Source organism: Paenibacillus sp. FSL K6-2524 (assembly GCF_038005525.1).
Classification (GTDB): domain Bacteria; phylum Bacillota; class Bacilli; order Paenibacillales; family Paenibacillaceae; genus Fontibacillus; species Fontibacillus anaericanus.
Genome location: NZ_JBBOSP010000001.1, coordinates 1,796,196 through 1,814,670, shown reverse-complemented (window position 1 = coordinate 1,814,670; position 18,475 = coordinate 1,796,196). Strand labels below are relative to the sequence as shown.

Here is an 18,475-nt window from a genome sequence, read left to right as displayed (position 1 = left end):
AGGATTATAGGGGAAAAGGACAAAAGTTACAATACGAGTATAAATCAATCAGAAATATCTAAAAACACAAACTATACGTTACTTCCAGCGGCAATATTACCTAAGGATAAATCCGCTCCTAGTACACCAACTACCTCACCATCACTTAGAATCGGTACAGAAAGAGTCACACATCGTTGCTTCGTAATTGCAGATATGTATACTTCGGACAACACCGTTTCACCGGCCAAGGATCTTCTGAACCAATCTCTCCCTCTCGCATTAAGCAGACCCGCCTCAGGAATCGATACCACAAACGAACCATCACACCGGTTAGTCCATACAGCTTCCATAACCGTTTCTCTTGCCAATAGTTCCGCAAGTGCTGTTCGATGGACAGGTTCCTCCATCCCAATAAATAGGGGTTGTTTGGCTGCTTGAGATAGTTTGAGAGAATATGTCTGCCTAAGCTCAACTATACCATCCAATACATCTTCACTCGAATCAGAAATGCTATCCAGAGACGACATTAATTCCACGGATGCCTTGTGAAGTCCTACAGCCACGATTTCCAGATTAGCTGTGTGATTTCTTTGCGATTCCATTCGCTCTAAAGCACCTCCCACATGCGTAATGTTGTGATTAAGTGCATCATACACCTCTTCCAACATATTCTCCATATTCCGTGTCAACTCCGCCTGCTCCTGGCTTCGCGGGCCCGTTTCTCCAATGAGGCCATCTATCGCAGTGACCTCCTCAGTAATATAGCGAATATCTTCACCCATCTTCCGCATCAAAGAAGCACCTTGTGTAGCTGAGTCCCTTCCCCCTTGAAGTGAAATCTTCACCCTCTCAACTTCCTCTGCAATACGCTGAAATAAAGGTGCTGAATTACCGATCGCATGACTGCTTTGTTCAGCAAGTTGCCGCATCCGTACTGCAACTACATCAAACCCCTTCCCTTGGTCACCAACCCGAGCAGCTTCAATGGACGCATTCAATGCCAGCAACGCCACCTCCCCAGCAATCCCTTGCATATCCTGGTATAACGCTCCAAGCTTGCGAGTATTCTGTTCCAAATCCTCCATCGGTTTTTCAATCGACTGTTGGGAATCGGCTAGTGCGTGAATTGTGTCGTCAGCTTCTCTAAGAGATTCTGCCATAAGTGATGCCTCAGCCCTTGTCTTCTCACTCCGGGTATGTAGTGTCTTTGCCATCTCTTGAATTTCTGCTGCAGAAGCAGCTACTTCCTCCATGGCTGCAAGACTTTCTTGAACCAACTCTAATGATCGTTCACTACTTTGCTTGAGCTTCATATCCTCCAAAGAAGCGGTATCTGCTAGGCTCTTTAGTTTCTCTATACTTCCATTTACTTCACCGACAGCCGCCTGAACCCGATCCGCCGCTACCAAAGATTCGTTAGCAATGGTATTCCAATTCGTTGTTGTTGAGGCGCCCTGCAGCATGACTGTTGATTCAGTTCCCTGTTTAAGTCCTGTTAGCAAAAGTAGACCAAGGGTTAGGAAGGTTAAAAGTGCCATTACAATGATATACCAGGATGCGCCCTGCCACAGCACTCCAATAACCATAATTAGTGCGATTCCTGTTCCAAACATGGAGATACTTCTTGCACTCGAACGGAGTTGATTCATCTTCACCACTCCAATATGTTAGTTTACCTAACATTATAGTGCGATTAACACCATTTTCACAGCAAAAATATCATATTTTCGATAAAAGTAATTGATGATATTTGCTGTTTGAGTTATACATTACATCACATGTAATATATTTGGTTGCTCTGAGTGCTTTGAGATGAAGGCATCAGGGGGTATTCTGACATCATTCTAACGGAACCAGCCTATATAGCCCCCTAATCCAATTGGACACTCCAATCCACCTCATATACACTAAAATGAGTAAGGAGTAAATCGATGAAAAGACGATTCAGGTGCCCTGTTGAAACGAAGAAGGAGCTAGTGGTTGAAGTGCTTGCCGGTTACCGAGTAGAGATGGTAGCCCGGAAGCACGGAATGTCTCCTAAAACGTTAAGCAACTGGGTCCGCCAATATCAGGATGAGGTGGACGACCTTATGAAAAAGAAGCAAATCGATGCCGAGAAACTGAAACAGAATGCAGCCAGTTACGAAGATTTGCAGAAGAAATATGACAGTGCCATGAAGCTGTTGGGAGAAAAAGAACTCGAAAACAACATCCTTCGTGACTTGGTAAAAAAAAAGTATCCCGATTGGAAGTAGCAACACACTGGATTGAACAGGGATATCCTATTCAAAGAGTACTACGTCTGTGTGGAATCCCTCGTTCAACCTACTACTATCGTCTGCAACATCCTGAACACCAACAACCTGTCAGTAGCGGCCGGCCTATTCCGGGTTACTCATTTGACAAGGATGGAAAACAGGTGGTAGATGCTCGTATTAGAGGGTACCTCAGACGCCTTATCCAAGGGCCAAATTCAGCGTTCGGCTACCGAAAGCTAACTACGTTGTTGCGGCGAAAATATAAATTAATCATTAACAAAAAGAAAGTATACCGTTTATGCAAAGAAATGGGCATCCTTCATCCGCAGCGTGAACTGACAAATCCTGTACCCAAAAGGCTTGCAAATAACCGAGTTGTGGATGGACCTAACCAGTTATGGCAGATGGACATTAAGTACGGTTACGTAGCCGGTAAACGTCAGCATTTCTACCTGGCAAGCATTATTGACGTGTTTGATCGGAACATTGTCGCCCATCATCGCGGAAAGGTTTGCAGCACGCAGGACATCTTACGTACGGTACAGAAGGCGCTTCTAAAGCGGCGAATACACGAACAAGAACACAAGTTGGTCATACGGACCGATAATGGGCCACAGTTTATTAGTAAAGCTTTCTATACTTTTTGCGAACAAACTGGCATAGAGCACGAACGGATCCCCAACCAAACACCAAACAAAAACGCGTTTATTGAGTCGTATCACAGCATCATAGAGCGAGAATGTTACCAACGCAATTGTTTTGAAAATTACGAAGAAGCCTTTGCAGAAGTAGATCGATTCATTCGGTACTACAATACGGAACGGATCCATGGCAGTCTCAAGGATTGGCCACCCAAGGAATACTTACGTTTGATGACCATGGGGTTGATTCCCCCACAAAAAATTGCGCTATGATGAGATTTCTTAAGAATGATGTGGAAAGTGTCCAAATTTAGGGGGTTGAACCGTGGTAGCCATTATTTTGAGTTTAGAAGATCATAAAAAATTCTAACGGAACTGAAAGACCTTATTTCATCCAAATGATGCTCGAATGCATGATTTAGGATGAAATAACGTCTCCTCGTTCCGTTACAATCCAGAACAGTGGAATAAACCGCAAATAAGGTCGCTGAGTTCCGTTACAGCGATTCGCAATCATCTTCGTTGAAGCTATTTCAAGACAATCAACAACAATAAATTCACTTCTAGTTGTTCCGGACAGTCAAAAATTGCATACCTAGAGTGGCTAGAACATCCTCTCCATCGATCACATGCTTTAGCGGAGGGGGCCATCCCTTGTTTAGATACCGCTTAGCTTTGGCATCGACTTGCTCCAAATTGGTAACTTCAGCCGCCGATCACCTGCTTGATTTCACGAAAGGTGCACATACTGTTAGTCGAGAACTTGTGTGAGCGGACACTGAGTCCGTTATTTGCTGAAAATACCCCTGTTTTGTGATCTATGCGGACACTGGTTCCGCTATTCGCTCAAATATCTCTGATTATGATGTAATGAGGACGAATAACGGATCTCAGGTCCGCAGAACTCAAAAAAGGCCCGAAAAAGGCATAATAGCGGATCCTATGTCCTCTCACCTTGAATCTCAGCTTACAGATTCAACTTAACGGCATATCTCAATCTCACATTCTTAGTTTCTTGGTTTCTTGGTTTCTAGTTCGGTACAGTTCATCATCTTCTCAACTCTTCGTCCTCACATTCTCTCACCCAGCAACTAGAATAGACTCTTAGATGTTACCCTTTCAGCGATTGATCTCCCCTTTTTCAGATATAGGAGTCTTAGGAAATCATACCTTTGCTTGATTAGGTTATTTTTGCTATGCCCCTAACTCCGATCCATCCAATCTAACTGCACTTTCTGCAATTAAATGAATCAACCGTTCAAAACAACTAATTTAACTGTAGAAAATGAATCTGCCTCTACTGTAGATTCATTACTCCTATATAAAAAAAACACTAACAAACAGGCCAACCAGAGGCTTCTGGCTGACCTATTAACTCAAAGCTAACCATTTGGGTGGTCAACTCCATCTTGATATTACCGCTCCATCCTATGATGTTACTGCTCACCCTTTTGATGTCTCAGCACCATATGATGGTTATCCATTACATAACCACACATTACGGACGAAGGTTCCTTTTGTGATCGTGCACCGATCTGTAACGCTCAAACCTGCCTGAGAAATGTCACTATCTAGCGCCTCGGATGACACGATCACTGACCGCTCACTAAAGCGCCGCAGACTCGTCAACATCTTAATCCGTTCCGACTCCGGGAGTACAGAACATAGGTTATAAGGCATGTCCAATATGGCAGCGTCAAAATATTGTTCCACTTCGTTCATATCTCCGATACTCACGAGAGCTGAATCATCGTATCCGAAATGCCGTAGATTGATTCGAGCACCCTTAATCGCGAGCGGATTGATATCCTGGCCAATCATATCTATCCCCATCGATAAAGCCTCAATCAATACATTACCCATCCCGCAACAAGGATCTATTGCCCTTATACCTTTCGGCCGGGGCACTGCAATATTGACTAAAGCCCTGGCCACAGGGGTACTCAGTCCTGTTGAATAGTTTTGCGGCTTATCTTTATGCTTTAGCCAAATGGCCTCCGACGAATAACATATCCCAAAATACCAGCGTCCTTCACTCGAGAGCAAGCCATAAGTGACATCTGGATGTCGCATTTCTGCTTTACCAGTGATATTCATTCCAACTTGTCTTTCCAAGTTACGCTGTTCATCATAGCTAATTTTATCCCCATGTTTGATATACAGCACTTTAAAGGTCGCTGCGCCTAACTCAAGTGAATTCACCGCAGAAGTAATCTCCTCTAGAGATTCACCTGTGAACAATACATCGATCCTCATCGAGATGAAGGGGCTACGGCTGGGGTCTATTTTTACACTTGTTTCTACAAAGGAATCATACGGTGCTCCACTCTTTCCGAACAGGGCTCGTAGTTCCATTTGACACAAGTCTCGTTCGTTCTCATGGCATGCATAGGTATAGATATAGCTATGTTCACATTCCAAGGTCAATCACAATCCAATCTTCAATATTGTAATACTAGGGTAGTATATAGCGAGATTCATTTTGGCTTTTGTAGCTGTATCCTGTGCCTTAATATGCCGCCTATAGGCACCTTCGTATCCCAAAACCCTAATCCTGGCTGGAGGATGGAAGATAACATAGAAATAACTCCACCGTGTGTAACGATAAGAACAACAGGGTTCTGTTCCGCAGCCACTAATGAGTAAGAGAGCAGCATAAGTTCCCTATACACACTCGTAACCCTATCTCGGAACTGATCCCAAGACTCTCCACCAGGCGGTGTAACTTCTTGAGGGTTATCAATCCATGATCGATATAGAGGATCTTCCTTGAGCATGTCATAGGTCTGCCCTTCCCACTCTCCAAAGTTCAATTCTCGCAGCCTGTCATCACAAATGGCAACTTGCTGTAAGTCAGGACGAACATAAGCCAATGTATCTCGGCAACGACTTAAATCGCTGCAATATATGGCAGAGAAGGAGACCCCAGCGATTTCTTTACCCAGTAGCTCTAGACCAGACGCCGCACCCGAAAGCAACTTCTGATCGTTATGCCCCTGATAACGCCGCTCCACATTCCATGGGGTTAATCCATGGCGGACGATCCACCATTCCACATGTAAATTCGTTTCATTTTGTGTATCGTTAATTGATAATTTCTTGTGGGATTCACTATTTTTGTTGAGTTCATCAAACAAATTTACCACCCCTTCTTGCTCTTACCTATTGTTCACTTTAACTCAATACCATCTCCAGTAAGTAGTTCTCCATCACACCCAAATCATGCCGTTGATTCCGATCCAAATTGACGTACCTATCAGAACAAAAACGCCCGATACCAGAAACATGAGCTTTGCTGTCCGCGGAATATCCTCAGGCTCCAGCTCACGTTTTTTGTCACCCATATACGCGCGGAACGACGTCACACCATGGTAAGAGTTCTCACCACCAAGTCGTATACCTAACGATCCTGCTACAGCAGACTCTGGATATCCACTATTGGGACTAGGGTGAGCTGAGGCATCACGTCGCACAGCACTCCATGCTCCCTTCGGATCGAGTCTAAGACACCATGAAGCTGCGATTAGCAAAAGGGCTGTTAGACGCGCAGGGATATAATTTGCAATGTCATCCAGCCGAGCGGAAGCCCAACCGAGATGAATATATTTATCGTTCTTGTAGCCAACCATCGAATCGAGCGTATTTACCGCTCGATAAGCCATGGCTAGCGGGGCGCCGCCAATTAACGCGAAGAATAACGGCGACACCACGGCGTCGACGATGTTCTCCGCCACCGTTTCCACTGCGCCGCGGACGACTTCCGGCGGTTGCAGGTCGGCTGTATCGCGGCCGACGATCATGGAGAGCGAGCGGCGCGCAGCCGGGAGATCTCCGCGGCGTAGATGGCCGCACACTTCCATGCCGGCGTCCCGCAACCCTTTCGCGGCGATTGTCGTCGCGATGAAGGCAGCCTCGGCGACGGCGGCCAGCCATGGATTGACCATGGCCAGCAGGCGCAGCGCGGCCCAGGTCAAGGCAAAGCTGCCGCCAACGACCAGTAGCGGCAGCAACAGCCCCGCCACGCGGTAGCGGCGGGGCTGCACCAGGCGGCGAATCGCCACCTCGATCGCGCTAATCGCCTTCCCCATCCCAACCACGGGATGAGGAAGCCAGCGCGGATCGCCAACCAGCCGGTCCAGCGCATACGCGGCCGGCAAGATCCACCACGCCGCCATCAGCGGCGCTCCTCCGCTGCAACGCGCAGCGATTCGCTCACGGCGGCGTACACCAACCGCCCCACCGCGCCGCCGATATCCGTCGCGGTCCCCGCATAAGCGTGCACAAGCGGCCAATGCGCTGACTGGCTTACACCTAACACGACCGAATCGGTCGTTGTTCCTGTAGCCGTCAGCCCATTCTCAGCGTCCAGTACGCCCAGATCGCTCAGTGCCGCTGCCTTCGCCTCCGTTGCCGTAATGATCGCGTTAACCATCGCCGCTGGCGTCATTTTCCCATCTACAACCAACATCAAATTGATCGTTCCCGGCGTCCATGAGGCTGGAAACGTCGTCCGTTTCACCCCTGCCCGGGCACCGTTCGATACACCTGCAGTCGCGCAGCAGAAGACAGCAAAATCATCCGTACGCTCTTCTGCCACTGCAGCGTGGCGAAGCTGAACCGCCGTAAGTAAACCGGCCGTTTCTGTCTGTGGATATTTCCACTCCTGTAACAACAGCGATATATCTCGTTCAGGATCATCACAACGGTAGAATCGATCTACATAAATGTTGGCCACTCTTCGTATCGGTTTCATGCCACCACCAAACACCGCGCTACTTAGCCCCTCCATCATGGATGGTGCCTCCAGCAGCAAATGTCGCTCCCCTTGAATAAGCTTTAGCCCAGGCCAGCTTGTAGATTCGTAGATGTCTCCTTCTTTTCCATGTAAAAATGGTGTTGTCACTATAATGCCCCTCCCACTACCCGTTCCATTTCTGTGAGCAGTTTGCAATTGTCATCATTCCCCTTAACCGCAATGCGGATATCCCTATCACTTAGCCCCGGATACATTGCACAACTCCGCACCAATATTCCACGCCGACCAAGTGCCTCCTGCATACCCTTTGCACTCCACCCCTGCGGCAAACGTACCAGCAGAAAATTCCCCTCACTCGGCCACGTCATACAGCCTAGACGACTCAGTCGATCCCGCAAAAACTCTCGTTGCTGCGCAACTAGAGCAATCGTCGCCGCTTCATACTCCTCACTCGCAGACAAACAATATTCACCAGCTATCAAAGCTAACAAGTTTACACTCCAAGTCACCTGCTTATCTCGCATCATCGCAGCCAACTGAGGATGAGCCATCGCATACCCCAGTCTTAGACCTGGTATCGCATAAAACTTCGTCATCGACCGAATCAGAATCAAATACCTGTAACGTTCAAGTTCCGACAGAAGCGATTGCCGGTTTGTATCCGGAATAAAGTCAATAAATGCCTCATCCAACACCACATAGGTTTTATGTCGTTCCCCTGCTTCAGCAAACAATCGCAGTTCATCTAGTCCATACTGCACACCGTTCGGATTGTTTGGCTGTCCGATAAACACAAGATCACTCTCTCCAATCAGACGTTCTACATCCGCTGGCTCAGCTTTAAAAGCTCTCTCTTCTGTACCAAAGACACTCCTCACCTCTGCCCCGAACTGCTTAGATAACGTCGCATATTCAGAGAAACAAGGCTCAACGATACCAACTACTTTCGGAGATAAGGCAAGCAAGGCAAGCGCCATGTTTTCCGCTGCCCCGTTTCCTATAACAATAGTCTCTTTATCGACGTTATTCTTCTTCGCTAGTAATAAAGTCAGTGTTCTGTGTCCCGGATCTGGGTAAGAAACAACACCAGGCAAGGCATCCCTGAGTCTGTCTAGCAGTCCAGGCGGTGGACCCAACGGATTAATATTGGCACTGAAATCTATAAATTCTCCCGGCGCTATGCCGTACCTAAGGGAGGCTGTCTCTAGATCGCCCCCATGACCATACACTTCCAGCATGTTTTCAAACCTCTCTTTATGGTTACATGTCGTTATAAATCTTCATAACTAGCCGACTAGAATCAATGCCCTCATTATGCAGTTTATGGGCTCCTTTCGTCAATCTCTGGGCTTTTATCTCATCTACCATAATTTAGGATGCCATATCTTCTTTTTAGAGTTACACTATATGAAAATACGATTCTATAGGAGGCCAAATCTCACATGCCAAAACCATTCGCACTGCCTGTTAAGCAAAAGGTTGATCTGAGCACTATCGATCCAAAGAATACGGGTACATTTCTGAACAAAGAAGAAGTGGAAGAAGAAACTATCAAGCTGAAGGAAGAGTTTCAGGAGTTACAGGAGAAACTTAATGCGGGTAAGAATGAGGCTGTTCTTTTTGTGTTTCAAGGCATGGATTGCAGCGGTAAAGACGGGGTAATCAAACATGTTTTCTCTGGACTTAATCCTGCGGGTGTCTCCTCTTATAGTTTCAAAACACCAACCGAAGAAGAATCACTGCATGATTTCCTCTGGAGAGCTCACAGTAAAGTTCCTGCTCTTGGTCATATCACTACTTTTAATCGATCCTATTACGAGGATGTACTTATTACACGGGTACATGAGTTGATCTCTGATAAAGAAGCCAAAAGCCGCTTCAAACACATTAACCATTTTGAGTCTCTTTTAGAGAATAACCATGTAAAGGTAGTTAAAATATTTTTGCACATTTCAAAAGAGTTCCAGTTAGAAAAGCTAAAAAGTCGGATCGAAGATCCCGCAAAGAACTGGAAGTTTGATCCCGCCGATTTAATGGAACGTAAGTCTTGGAAGAAATATAGAAATTACTATGAAGAATTGCTTGAAAAATGCAGCAGCGCATCCCCATGGCATGTTGTCCCTGCAGATCATAGATGGTATCGCGACTATGCCGTTCTAAGCATTGCAGTGGAGTCATTAAGAAAATTAAATTTGAAAGATCCTGAACCCATTCCTGAGTTAATGACCCTCCTTGATGAAATTAAGTAATCATAGTTCTCTCATCATATCTCCCTTTTCCTTTGGTTTTGTGTGCAATTGGTTTACAATGTAAAAGTAGCTCGGATGCATTAATTATACAATTAGTAAACCAGTTACTATACCACTTAACCTATATCGGAGGAGCGATACTCATGTTATTTATCGATAATCAGGGGATTACCGATCCGTCAATTAATTTGGCAATCGAAGAATTTGCACTTAAGCACCTTCCGATGGACGACGACAGTTACTTGCTGTTCTATATTAACGCACCGTCCATTATTATCGGCAAACATCAGAACACCATCGAAGAGATCAATACTGAATACTGCAAAGAAAACGGAGTTCAAGTCGTACGTCGTCTCTCCGGCGGTGGCGCGGTCTATCATGACCTCGGTAATCTGAATTTTAGCTTCATTACCAAAGATGATGGACAATCCTTCCACAACTTCCGCAAGTTTACCCAGCCTGTAGTTGAAGCACTTCATTCATTAGGTGTGAATGCCGAGATGACGGGTCGCAATGATTTACAGGTCGGGGAACAGAAAATATCAGGTAACGCACAGTTCGCAACACGGGGCCGGATGTTTAGCCATGGCACACTGATGTTCAACTTGAATTTGGACAACGTTGCTGCCTCATTACAAGTCAATCCTGAGAAATTCAAATCAAAGAGCACCAAATCTGTGCGTAGCCGTGTCGCGAATATCGTTGATTTTCTGGATAAAAAAATGACGATTGAAGAGTTCCGATCCGAACTCCTTCGCCATATATTCGGGATGGATGCAGAATCCGTACCACAGTATAAATTAACCGATGCCGATTGGAAGAAGATTCACGAAATTTCCGAAGAACACTATAAGAACTGGGATTGGAACTACGGATTGTCCCCAGAATCAAACGTCAAGCATTCCAAGAAATTCCCGGTCGGAATCATCGACCTACGCATGAACATCAAAGACGGACAGATCCAAGATATTAAAATTTACGGCGATTTCTTCGGTGTAGGAGACGTAGCAGATATCGAGAATAAACTAAGAGGTATTCGTTACGAAGAAAGTGTAGTTCGCGATGCACTAGCCGATATCGATGTGAAGCATTATTTCGGGAACTTGGAAAAGGACGAGTTTATTGGGCTTGTTTTCTTGGAGGAATAGCGGGGGATTGAACTACTGATAGTGATGGAGCTACGATAACAAAATGTTCTTACGATCGCTGTTGTCCCCAAATTTCTCGATTGAACTTTTACAAAGTTGAAATTTGGGGACAAAGGCGAACGCTCCGCTTCTTCAGAATCATTTCGCTCTCGTAGCTAGTATCACTTTTAATATTTCAACTTATAAGAGGTAGAAGTCTGAAGACAAAGGCGAACCTAGCATGCTTCCAAGCTAGCTTTTCCAAGAAACTATAAAGTTCTTCAGAACCATCCCGATATCTACTGGAATTTAGAAGTTATACAGCAATTACATAATTGTCAGACGGAAATAGAGTGATAGACTGTCCTAGATTGTTGCCGTTTAATATCGGAAGTCACCTGGACGATATCCTGGTGTTATTTCCAAGACAAAGGACCCGCCAAGGCGGGTCCTTTTCACTTCCGTCCCCCCGTTATCTGAACCTTTTATGCTCTAAGACGCTTTATATCTTGTCTAGGCGGAAAACCAAACATTCGGGAATACTCACGGCTGAATTGCGAAGGGCTTTCATAGCCTACTCGAAATGCCACATCAGTGGCATCTGCTGACTCAGTTAACAATAGCCTACGGGCTTCCTGAAGTCTCAGTTGTTTTTGGAACTGAATAGGACTCATTGCTGTTACTTCTTTAAAGTACCGATGAAACGAAGAAACACTCATATTCGCTATTTCGGCAAGCTCCCGGGTCCGCAAAGAACTAGCATAGTTATTCATGATATGTTCAATAACATCTTTAATTTGATGAGTTGAACTTCCTTCCATTACAATATGCTCCAATGCAATTCCATTCTGACCTTGCAGCACCCGATAAAGAATCTCTTTTATAATTAGTGGAGCAAGTACTGGAATATCTTTAGGCTTATCTAACAAACGAGCTAACCTGAGAACCGTATCCATTAAAGAAGACTCCATCTGGCAAACAAACATAGCTCGCTTAGGATTTTCTTTAGAGTAAACTCGAACTTCAGAATCCTGTAAAACCTCTAATATTTGACTCGGTGTAAATTCAAGTTTGAAACCTAAATAAGGAATATCGGGAGTGGCTTCGGTGACTTGGGCGGTAACTGGCAGGTGTACGGATGCAATTAGGTAATCGGCAGGACTGTACCTAAAACGCTCCTGCGCCAACCATACCTCCTTCGCCCCTTGAACAACCATACATAAGGACGGTTTATACACTCCATGTCTTGGTACAGACGCATTCGAGTCACGCATGAAAAATAAGGACGGAATAGCAGTTTGGTGAACACCGTCTTTTTCTGAATAACACTCAATGATTTTTACGAGCTCATTCTGCTGATTAGTGATTATTTCAGACATTTGATCCTCTCTTTCGTCAATCTTTTATAGTCTGATTATAGTCCATATTCATTCGATACATAAGTGGTAGTGAGAGGATTAGGCAAACATCTGGCATGAATGGGATAACGGTCGATTTGTCCTCTGGTGCATAATAAGAATGTAAAACGCGACGGCGGATTGAGCCTGTCACGGATGTAATGGATAGCATTCAGTCGATTTAATCATACTTTTAAGAACAGGAGGATTTATATGCAAAAAGTAATTTTGAACAATGGTGTTGAGATGCCTATACTCGGTTTTGGTGTTTTTCAGATTGCTGATCCAAATGAATGTGAACAAAGCGTTTATGACGCTATTATGGCAGGTTATCGTCTGATTGATACCGCTGCCTCTTATCAAAATGAAGAAGCAGTTGGTAGAGCAATTAAACGGAGTGGTGTGGCAAGAGAGGAATTATTTATCACTACGAAGCTCTGGGTTCAGGATGCTGGTTATGAGCGCACAAAGAAAGCATATGAAAAATCATTGAACAGATTACAACTTGATTATTTGGATTTGTATTTAATTCATCAGCCATTTGGAGATGTACATGGCTCTTGGCGCGCTATGGAAGAGTTGTATCATGAAGGAAAGGTCCGTGCAATCGGCGTTAGTAACTTCCAGCCGGATCGTCTAATCGATTTGATTATTCATAATGAAGTAACTCCTGCCGTAAACCAGGTCGAAACGCACCCCTTCAACCAGCAAATCTTAAGTGCAAAATTTATGAAAGAAAACAATGTTCAGATCGAGTCTTGGGCGCCTTTTGCAGAAGGAAAAAATAACTTGTTCGAGAATGAGATACTGATACCTATTGCTGAAAAGTATAATAAATCCGTTGCCCAGGTAGTTTTACGGTGGTTGACACAAAGAGAAATCGTTGTGATTCCGAAGTCTGTTCGTAAAGAAAGAATTATCGAAAACTTCAATATCTTTGATTTTGAATTAAGCCCAGAGGATATGGAATCGATTACTACGTTGGATACGAAACAGAGTCTGTTCTTTTCACATAACGATCCTGAAATGGTGAAATGGATTAGTACTCGTAAACTTGATATCTAATAATCGTTATTTTGGAAGGCCACTGGTAGGTTCTGTTTATGTGATAAAAAAGTACTTAAAGAGGCATCCTGCAAAGGATGCCCTTTTTTTAATACCTCTTATTTCCTTTTCGATTAATACACGAATCTTGGTGCATTATAGATCGATCTTGCTCTAGCCTCACAAAAAAAACACTTCTACAGCACGTCAGTCCCGGCTCGCCTCATAAATCTTCTGCGCCACCATCTCCGGCCTTGTGCGAGTATCCGTAAAGTGGTCCCCATCGCCGACGATAAGGCGGAACTGGCCGAGTCGAGTGGACATATGCGGATTCCAGCCAAATCCCTCTCCTTGTGGTAATGCATTGTCTTGGAGAAAATATACATAACCTTTCGGTATAGACAACTCATAGAAGACTTTAAGATCTAGCTTCTCGAAAAGCGGTCTGGCCGGTTCCGGAATAACACTTGTATACATCCATCTGGCTTCCTCGAATGTAGCCGTATTGACGAATAAATCCCGAAACAGTGGAAACGGAAGCATGATCGTATCATCCTTCGAGGCGGCTCTAAGTTGCTCGAAACCTTGTCTCGTTTGGGGCGGTAACTCGTCGGCAAGAGATTCGCCATCATTCAGAACGAACGCATCCCAGAAGACGAGGCGCTTGATGCGATCCGGTACCTGTTCTGCAACCTTTTGGATGACCGTTCCGCCAAAGCTGTGCCCGACGAGAATGAAGTTGTGTAGATTCAGTTTCGTTATAAAATCAACAACGGACTTCGTGATCATCGCATGCGTGACATTTTTGTTCGGATCTTTGCCGTGTCCGGCGTATTCCGGCGTATAAACGGTATGCCCTTGACTGAACAGCGCCGCCGCTACGCCGTCCCAGAAGTGAGCGTCAGCCCAAGAGCCATGCACAAGCACGAAGGTAAGCCGTTGCTGCGAGGGTATACGGTATCTTTCATTCGATTCGCTGGGCATAAACCTATAATCGGGATATGGGAATTGATGAATTTCTTGGGGATAAGGAAACATGTACAAGTCATCCTCTCAAAATAACATATGTTATCAGCTTATGCCCATTGCGTTTGAGAGGTTACCACACTTTGTTTAGCTTATTACTTCTGGCCGCTAGTGTAAGAATAATTCTACAACTGTTCCTTAGCTTGGAATTGCTAAAATCAGGGTAAACGATATGGCTGAAAATAGAGCTGCGAAAAATATGGTCATAGGTCCGGCATTCGATCGAGACTAAAAGTAGGACTTGCTACCATCCGAATCCTTCCTCAAAGTAAATTTATCAAATAGTCTGCCCTCTTCGTCAATTGCCCGTAGTTCCAAATGATCCACGGTTACAATAACCTGTAAAAAATGCGGCACCGCCAATGACTGCGATGTATGCCATTCTCGCTTTGGTAATAGCCATTCTGGCATAGCACCTGCACCTCCAGCCACAATGTAGGTAATCCCGCCTTGGAAATCTACTTTACCAGCACGAAGTGGGTGACTACGTTCGTATACGATAGTGTGCGAATTAAATACTAGATCTACACCATACTGCTCAAACAAGGGACATAGTTGTCGCAAATCTTCTACTTGATACCCCCCTGATACAAAAGGCGGATAATGAAAAAAGACGATTTTCCACTTCGCAGATGTCGATTGTAGATCATGGATCAAGAAATCATATTGTTCATTTCCCGGACTCATTTCTCCCGCACTGAGTGGGTAATCTTCAGACTTTATAAAATCTGTGCTGTCCAGACAAATGAAATGAACATCGCCATAATCAAATGAATAATAATTTTTGGGTGGGGAAAAGTCAAAAAATTCATAATACCACGAAGCATTATTCTCATGATTGCCGAGGCAACTGTAGAATGGCGTAGTTGTTAAAAAGTCAGCCCCCGGGCCAAAGAAGTATTTCTCCCAATCCTCATAATTGTCTCCATTATCAACAATATCACCAACAAATAAAGTAAGATCAGGTCGATATCTTTGCATCTGTTTGAAAATATTTATATTCGTCAGGCCATCTGATGGATCAAAGCTGCTATATCCTCCGGTTTCACCCGTCACCGTAAAGGAGAATGGCTCTCCTCTTCGTACTGCCGTTTTAAATGGATAGGGACCTGATTGGACCTCTCCCTTCGCATTTGCCGAGTGAATAGTATAAAAGTACATCGTTCCGGGCTCAAGTCCTGTTACTGTAAGTTGGTGGATCGTAGAACGCTCCTCATTGGAGACAGACGCGATAACGACCTCCGGTTTCTTGTAGTTCCCTTGATGTCCACTGTGTATTCTCTCCGCCAACAATATCTCGACACTTGAAGAAGCCAAATCAGAAGTCTCCCACATCATCGTCATGGAGTCTTCGGTGGGTCGTTGTAAATAGGGTCCTTTCGATAGAAATAGCATGATTTCCCCTCACTTTGAACTAAGATTATCCGCTATTTGTAGAACATATTACTCTCCCACTCTTCACGCAAAAGTCCCATTCGGATGGAATCGTAATATACTCCATTATAATAACGGCATTTTCTAAGTCTGGCCTCCATGGTCATTCCCAGCTTTTCTCCCACTGCAATCATCCTTACATTCCCTGACCAAGTTGTAAAACCCACCCTTACCAAGGGTAACGTGTTGAATAAATGATTAGTCCATAACTTAAGCGCTCTAGTACCAAAGCCACCACTCCAATAGTGTGGATCAAGGATGCCAATCCCCATTTCAAGCCAATTAGAAAGTTTATGTTCCCAATAGTAATTAACCTTTCCGATGACTTTCCCATGGGCTTCAATGACCCAATCATCTTCCTGATCAATAACGTTATCCCTCAGCAGATAATCATCCCAAGAAATCCGTTTATGTTCATAATAAGGTGCATCCCATTTCTTCCATTCCGGTGATTCATCGCTATAGATTAGTTCCCAAAGTGACCTTAAATCCTCTTTCTTTGCAGGTCTAATCGTCAACTCTTTGTCTTTATACATCTACTCGCCCCTTAGCTTAACTATAAAATAGAAACCATCCAAATAATGAAATGCGCAGCTGGTACCAACAATATTTGTGCAAGCACCGTACCTACTAACCGCGAGATCATGAGTAACCCAAAAACCTTATTAAGTGCAGTAATCTCTTGTTCTCCTCTAAGTACTTTGTCCGTGATCAAACCAATTTGCGGATCAATCAGTATAGTTAGTAAAATCGTCGCCACCCCATTGATTAATCCCGAGGATTGCAATGCAGTCGTCGCATATTCTGTTGTAAATGTCGAAGCCAGTAAGGCTGCTAACACACCTATAGTATAAATGGCGGTCACAACACAATTAAGAATCACTAACCTTTTTGGTATGCCTCCAATTCGCAATCGTGACAGCATCGATAACTTGGGCTTGCGCAAATGATGTCTTGCGTTACTCACTTTTTGAATAGAAACGGAAGTACGGATCATTTGAGGTATGGACCCGGATACTTCTAAATGTGCTATCACCCTAGAAAAAAGTACAACAGCAGAAGGAAATAACAATAATGCCACTATGGTCCCCATTGTTGACGCACCAATAATAACTCTTAAGTGACCTACTAAATCAAAGCCCACATTTTGCTTTGCAAAGTCTATGATTTTCCCAGTTAGTAGACCCTGAACCATATTTGCCGTTCTTGAAACCAAGAGAATGATCCCTGTTAACGATAAGGCAACGGCTAATTTCCCTAAACGAACTCCTGCTAAGCGAAGTGAATATGTAAGTGTCTCTGAGAGGTGAATAATGAAGGTAAACAAAGCAACAAATATGACTTGTTCCAGCAACAAACTCACCCCATTGTTTATAAATTCCCTACAACCACCGGGAGTTGTTCATCATTTTGGGATAACCAAATCATTTCCTCAGCGAATCTTGACTGCACTACATTATGATCATCCATATCCGCGGTAATCCACCATTCAGACTCCATATACCATAACATTCTTAAGGAGTTTACTAATCTACCCGAGTGATAATTATGTTCCATACGATATCCATCTAAAAAGGCAGAAACAAAATCCGTACGCAAATCACCATTATACAATGCCCACGACATGATAGCTCTGGCAACATCTAATTCTGGGTAATCAAAGTTTAACCTGTCAAAATCTAGTACAGCAGACACCTTATTTTCATAGAACAAAAGGTTATCTACCCACAAGTCACGGTGAGACCATCCGGTTAAAGTTGTATCCAAAAAATCGATATCTAAAGTTTCAGTTAATTTCAACTGCAGTTCAATACGGCTTTGTAGATGAGTCATATCATTGTTTGTTGCCTCCTCCATAACATGATGCCAATGAGATATTCGCTCTTCGCGACTCGGGGGTACAAATTGGGGGGTAATATCATCTCCTAGAGCGGTATCATTCAAGATCCGATGCATCTTCCCCGTAATCAAACCAAGTTCATACATTTGTAGTTTGTTGATATCTTGAGGTTTAACTCTATTTCCAGGATAAAACTGCATGATAATAAATTTCTCATCATCTAAACCATGCAGGACCTCTCCATCTCTAGTTAAAAGTTCTGGGCAAGGAACTCCGAAATCATGTAACCTTTGTTGTTGTTCCAAGGCTCTAGTTAATACATGAACATCCTTATACCTTTTGGCATGGTAGATCTTGAGTAAGAATTCCCCGCGGTCTGTTATGAGTCTCCACTTTAAATTTAGCCATCCCAATGAAACGGGAGTCCATGAGTGCAGCTCAAACCCATATAATTGCTGGGAGTTCCTCTGTAATTCTAATAAAATGGGGTGAATATCTTGGTTCATGTTTTCACCTCTATTTAACAAATATTATAAGTAGGTTCATGGGTAATATTACCACATGGGGGTGCGTTTCGAAATCATAAATTCTATGTCAAGCCTTGATTTAACCCAGTCTCCACATTCCTCCAGAACTCCACTGTTGTATCCATTTTTAACAAGCACTTATCTTTAGATAGAGCTTTTAAATTGAAATCTGCGCTCTGTACGGTACAATAGAT

Annotated in this window: 18 protein-coding genes; 5 read left to right on the top strand and 13 right to left on the bottom strand. The window is 44.1% G+C overall.

The window, feature by feature from the left end; translation table 11 throughout:
* Nucleotides 1-71 precede the first annotated feature (71 nt).
* The gene (locus tag NST85_RS08005; RefSeq protein WP_341189035.1) at nucleotides 72-1,631 is read right to left on the bottom strand and encodes a methyl-accepting chemotaxis protein; all 1,560 of its coding nucleotides are present in this window, start codon (nucleotides 1,629-1,631) and stop codon (nucleotides 72-74) included.
* A 282-nt stretch (nucleotides 1,632-1,913) separates the two neighbouring features.
* Between NST85_RS08005 and NST85_RS08000 the strand changes: the two genes are divergently transcribed.
* Nucleotides 1,914-2,237, top strand: a complete 324-nt coding sequence (locus NST85_RS08000) for a transposase (protein WP_127195314.1) — start codon at nucleotides 1,914-1,916, stop codon at nucleotides 2,235-2,237.
* Nucleotides 2,228-3,154: an IS3 family transposase gene (locus tag NST85_RS07995; RefSeq protein WP_127195315.1), complete on the top strand. Its 927-nt coding sequence runs from the start codon at nucleotides 2,228-2,230 to the stop codon at nucleotides 3,152-3,154. The genes NST85_RS08000 and NST85_RS07995 overlap by 10 nt, the downstream gene beginning before the upstream one ends.
* Before the next feature lie 290 nt (nucleotides 3,155-3,444).
* Here the strand turns inward: NST85_RS07995 and NST85_RS07990 are convergent, their stop codons facing one another.
* The 6 genes from NST85_RS07990 to NST85_RS07965 all read right to left on the bottom strand — a co-directional run bounded on the left by NST85_RS07990 (nucleotide 3,445) and on the right by NST85_RS07965 (nucleotide 8,875).
* Nucleotides 3,445-3,576, bottom strand: coding sequence for a hypothetical protein (locus NST85_RS07990; RefSeq protein ID WP_341189034.1), 132 nt, complete (start codon nucleotides 3,574-3,576; stop codon nucleotides 3,445-3,447).
* 781 nt (nucleotides 3,577-4,357) lie between these two features.
* Nucleotides 4,358-5,236, bottom strand: coding sequence for a TRM11 family SAM-dependent methyltransferase (locus tag NST85_RS07985; RefSeq protein WP_341189033.1), 879 nt, complete (start codon nucleotides 5,234-5,236; stop codon nucleotides 4,358-4,360).
* A 122-nt stretch (nucleotides 5,237-5,358) separates the two neighbouring features.
* Entirely contained in the window at nucleotides 5,359-6,018 is a 660-nt protein-coding gene (locus tag NST85_RS07980) for a histidine phosphatase family protein (protein ID WP_341189032.1), read from the bottom strand.
* A 72-nt stretch (nucleotides 6,019-6,090) separates the two neighbouring features.
* Nucleotides 6,091-7,056, bottom strand: coding sequence for an adenosylcobinamide-phosphate synthase CbiB (gene cbiB / locus NST85_RS07975; protein ID WP_341189031.1), 966 nt, complete (start codon nucleotides 7,054-7,056; stop codon nucleotides 6,091-6,093).
* Nucleotides 7,056-7,784, bottom strand: coding sequence for an adenosylcobinamide amidohydrolase (locus tag NST85_RS07970; protein WP_341189030.1), 729 nt, complete (start codon nucleotides 7,782-7,784; stop codon nucleotides 7,056-7,058). Before NST85_RS07970 ends, cbiB begins: the two co-directional genes overlap by 1 nt.
* Complete coding sequence (locus tag NST85_RS07965) at nucleotides 7,784-8,875, bottom strand: pyridoxal phosphate-dependent aminotransferase (protein WP_341189029.1); 1,092 nt, start codon at nucleotides 8,873-8,875, stop codon at nucleotides 7,784-7,786. The genes NST85_RS07970 and NST85_RS07965 overlap by 1 nt, the downstream gene beginning before the upstream one ends.
* A gap of 204 nt (nucleotides 8,876-9,079) precedes the next feature.
* On the opposite strand from NST85_RS07965, the gene NST85_RS07960 reads away from it, so the two are divergent.
* Complete coding sequence (locus NST85_RS07960; protein ID WP_127192501.1) at nucleotides 9,080-9,886, top strand: PPK2 family polyphosphate kinase; 807 nt, start codon at nucleotides 9,080-9,082, stop codon at nucleotides 9,884-9,886.
* Between the two features lie 143 nt (nucleotides 9,887-10,029).
* Entirely contained in the window at nucleotides 10,030-11,034 is a 1,005-nt protein-coding gene (locus NST85_RS07955; RefSeq protein WP_341189028.1) for a lipoate--protein ligase, read from the top strand.
* 464 nt (nucleotides 11,035-11,498) lie between these two features.
* On the opposite strand, the gene NST85_RS07950 is transcribed toward NST85_RS07955, so the two are convergent.
* Nucleotides 11,499-12,392, bottom strand: coding sequence for an AraC family transcriptional regulator (locus NST85_RS07950; protein ID WP_341189027.1), 894 nt, complete (start codon nucleotides 12,390-12,392; stop codon nucleotides 11,499-11,501).
* 231 nt (nucleotides 12,393-12,623) lie between these two features.
* Between NST85_RS07950 and NST85_RS07945 the strand changes: the two genes are divergently transcribed.
* On the top strand, nucleotides 12,624-13,475 hold the full coding sequence (locus NST85_RS07945) for an aldo/keto reductase (protein ID WP_341189026.1): 852 nt from the start codon (nucleotides 12,624-12,626) through the stop codon (nucleotides 13,473-13,475).
* A gap of 186 nt (nucleotides 13,476-13,661) precedes the next feature.
* Here NST85_RS07945 and NST85_RS07940 read toward each other — a convergent pair whose 3' ends face one another.
* The 5 genes from NST85_RS07940 to NST85_RS07920 all read right to left on the bottom strand — a co-directional run bounded on the left by NST85_RS07940 (nucleotide 13,662) and on the right by NST85_RS07920 (nucleotide 18,260).
* Nucleotides 13,662-14,375 carry an alpha/beta fold hydrolase gene (locus NST85_RS07940; RefSeq protein WP_246054106.1) on the bottom strand — a complete coding sequence of 238 codons (714 nt, stop codon included), beginning with the start codon at nucleotides 14,373-14,375 and terminating at the stop codon, nucleotides 13,662-13,664.
* Between the two features lie 333 nt (nucleotides 14,376-14,708).
* Nucleotides 14,709-15,875, bottom strand: coding sequence for a purple acid phosphatase family protein (locus NST85_RS07935; RefSeq protein WP_127192506.1), 1,167 nt, complete (start codon nucleotides 15,873-15,875; stop codon nucleotides 14,709-14,711).
* A gap of 32 nt (nucleotides 15,876-15,907) precedes the next feature.
* A complete protein-coding gene (locus NST85_RS07930) occupies nucleotides 15,908-16,450 on the bottom strand; it encodes a GNAT family N-acetyltransferase (RefSeq protein WP_127192507.1) in 543 nt (180 codons plus the stop codon).
* A 20-nt stretch (nucleotides 16,451-16,470) separates the two neighbouring features.
* The gene (locus NST85_RS07925) at nucleotides 16,471-17,268 is read right to left on the bottom strand and encodes a lipid II flippase Amj family protein (protein WP_127192508.1); all 798 of its coding nucleotides are present in this window, start codon (nucleotides 17,266-17,268) and stop codon (nucleotides 16,471-16,473) included.
* A gap of 17 nt (nucleotides 17,269-17,285) precedes the next feature.
* Nucleotides 17,286-18,260 carry a phosphotransferase gene (locus NST85_RS07920; protein WP_127192509.1) on the bottom strand — a complete coding sequence of 325 codons (975 nt, stop codon included), beginning with the start codon at nucleotides 18,258-18,260 and terminating at the stop codon, nucleotides 17,286-17,288.
* Nucleotides 18,261-18,475 lie beyond the last annotated feature (215 nt).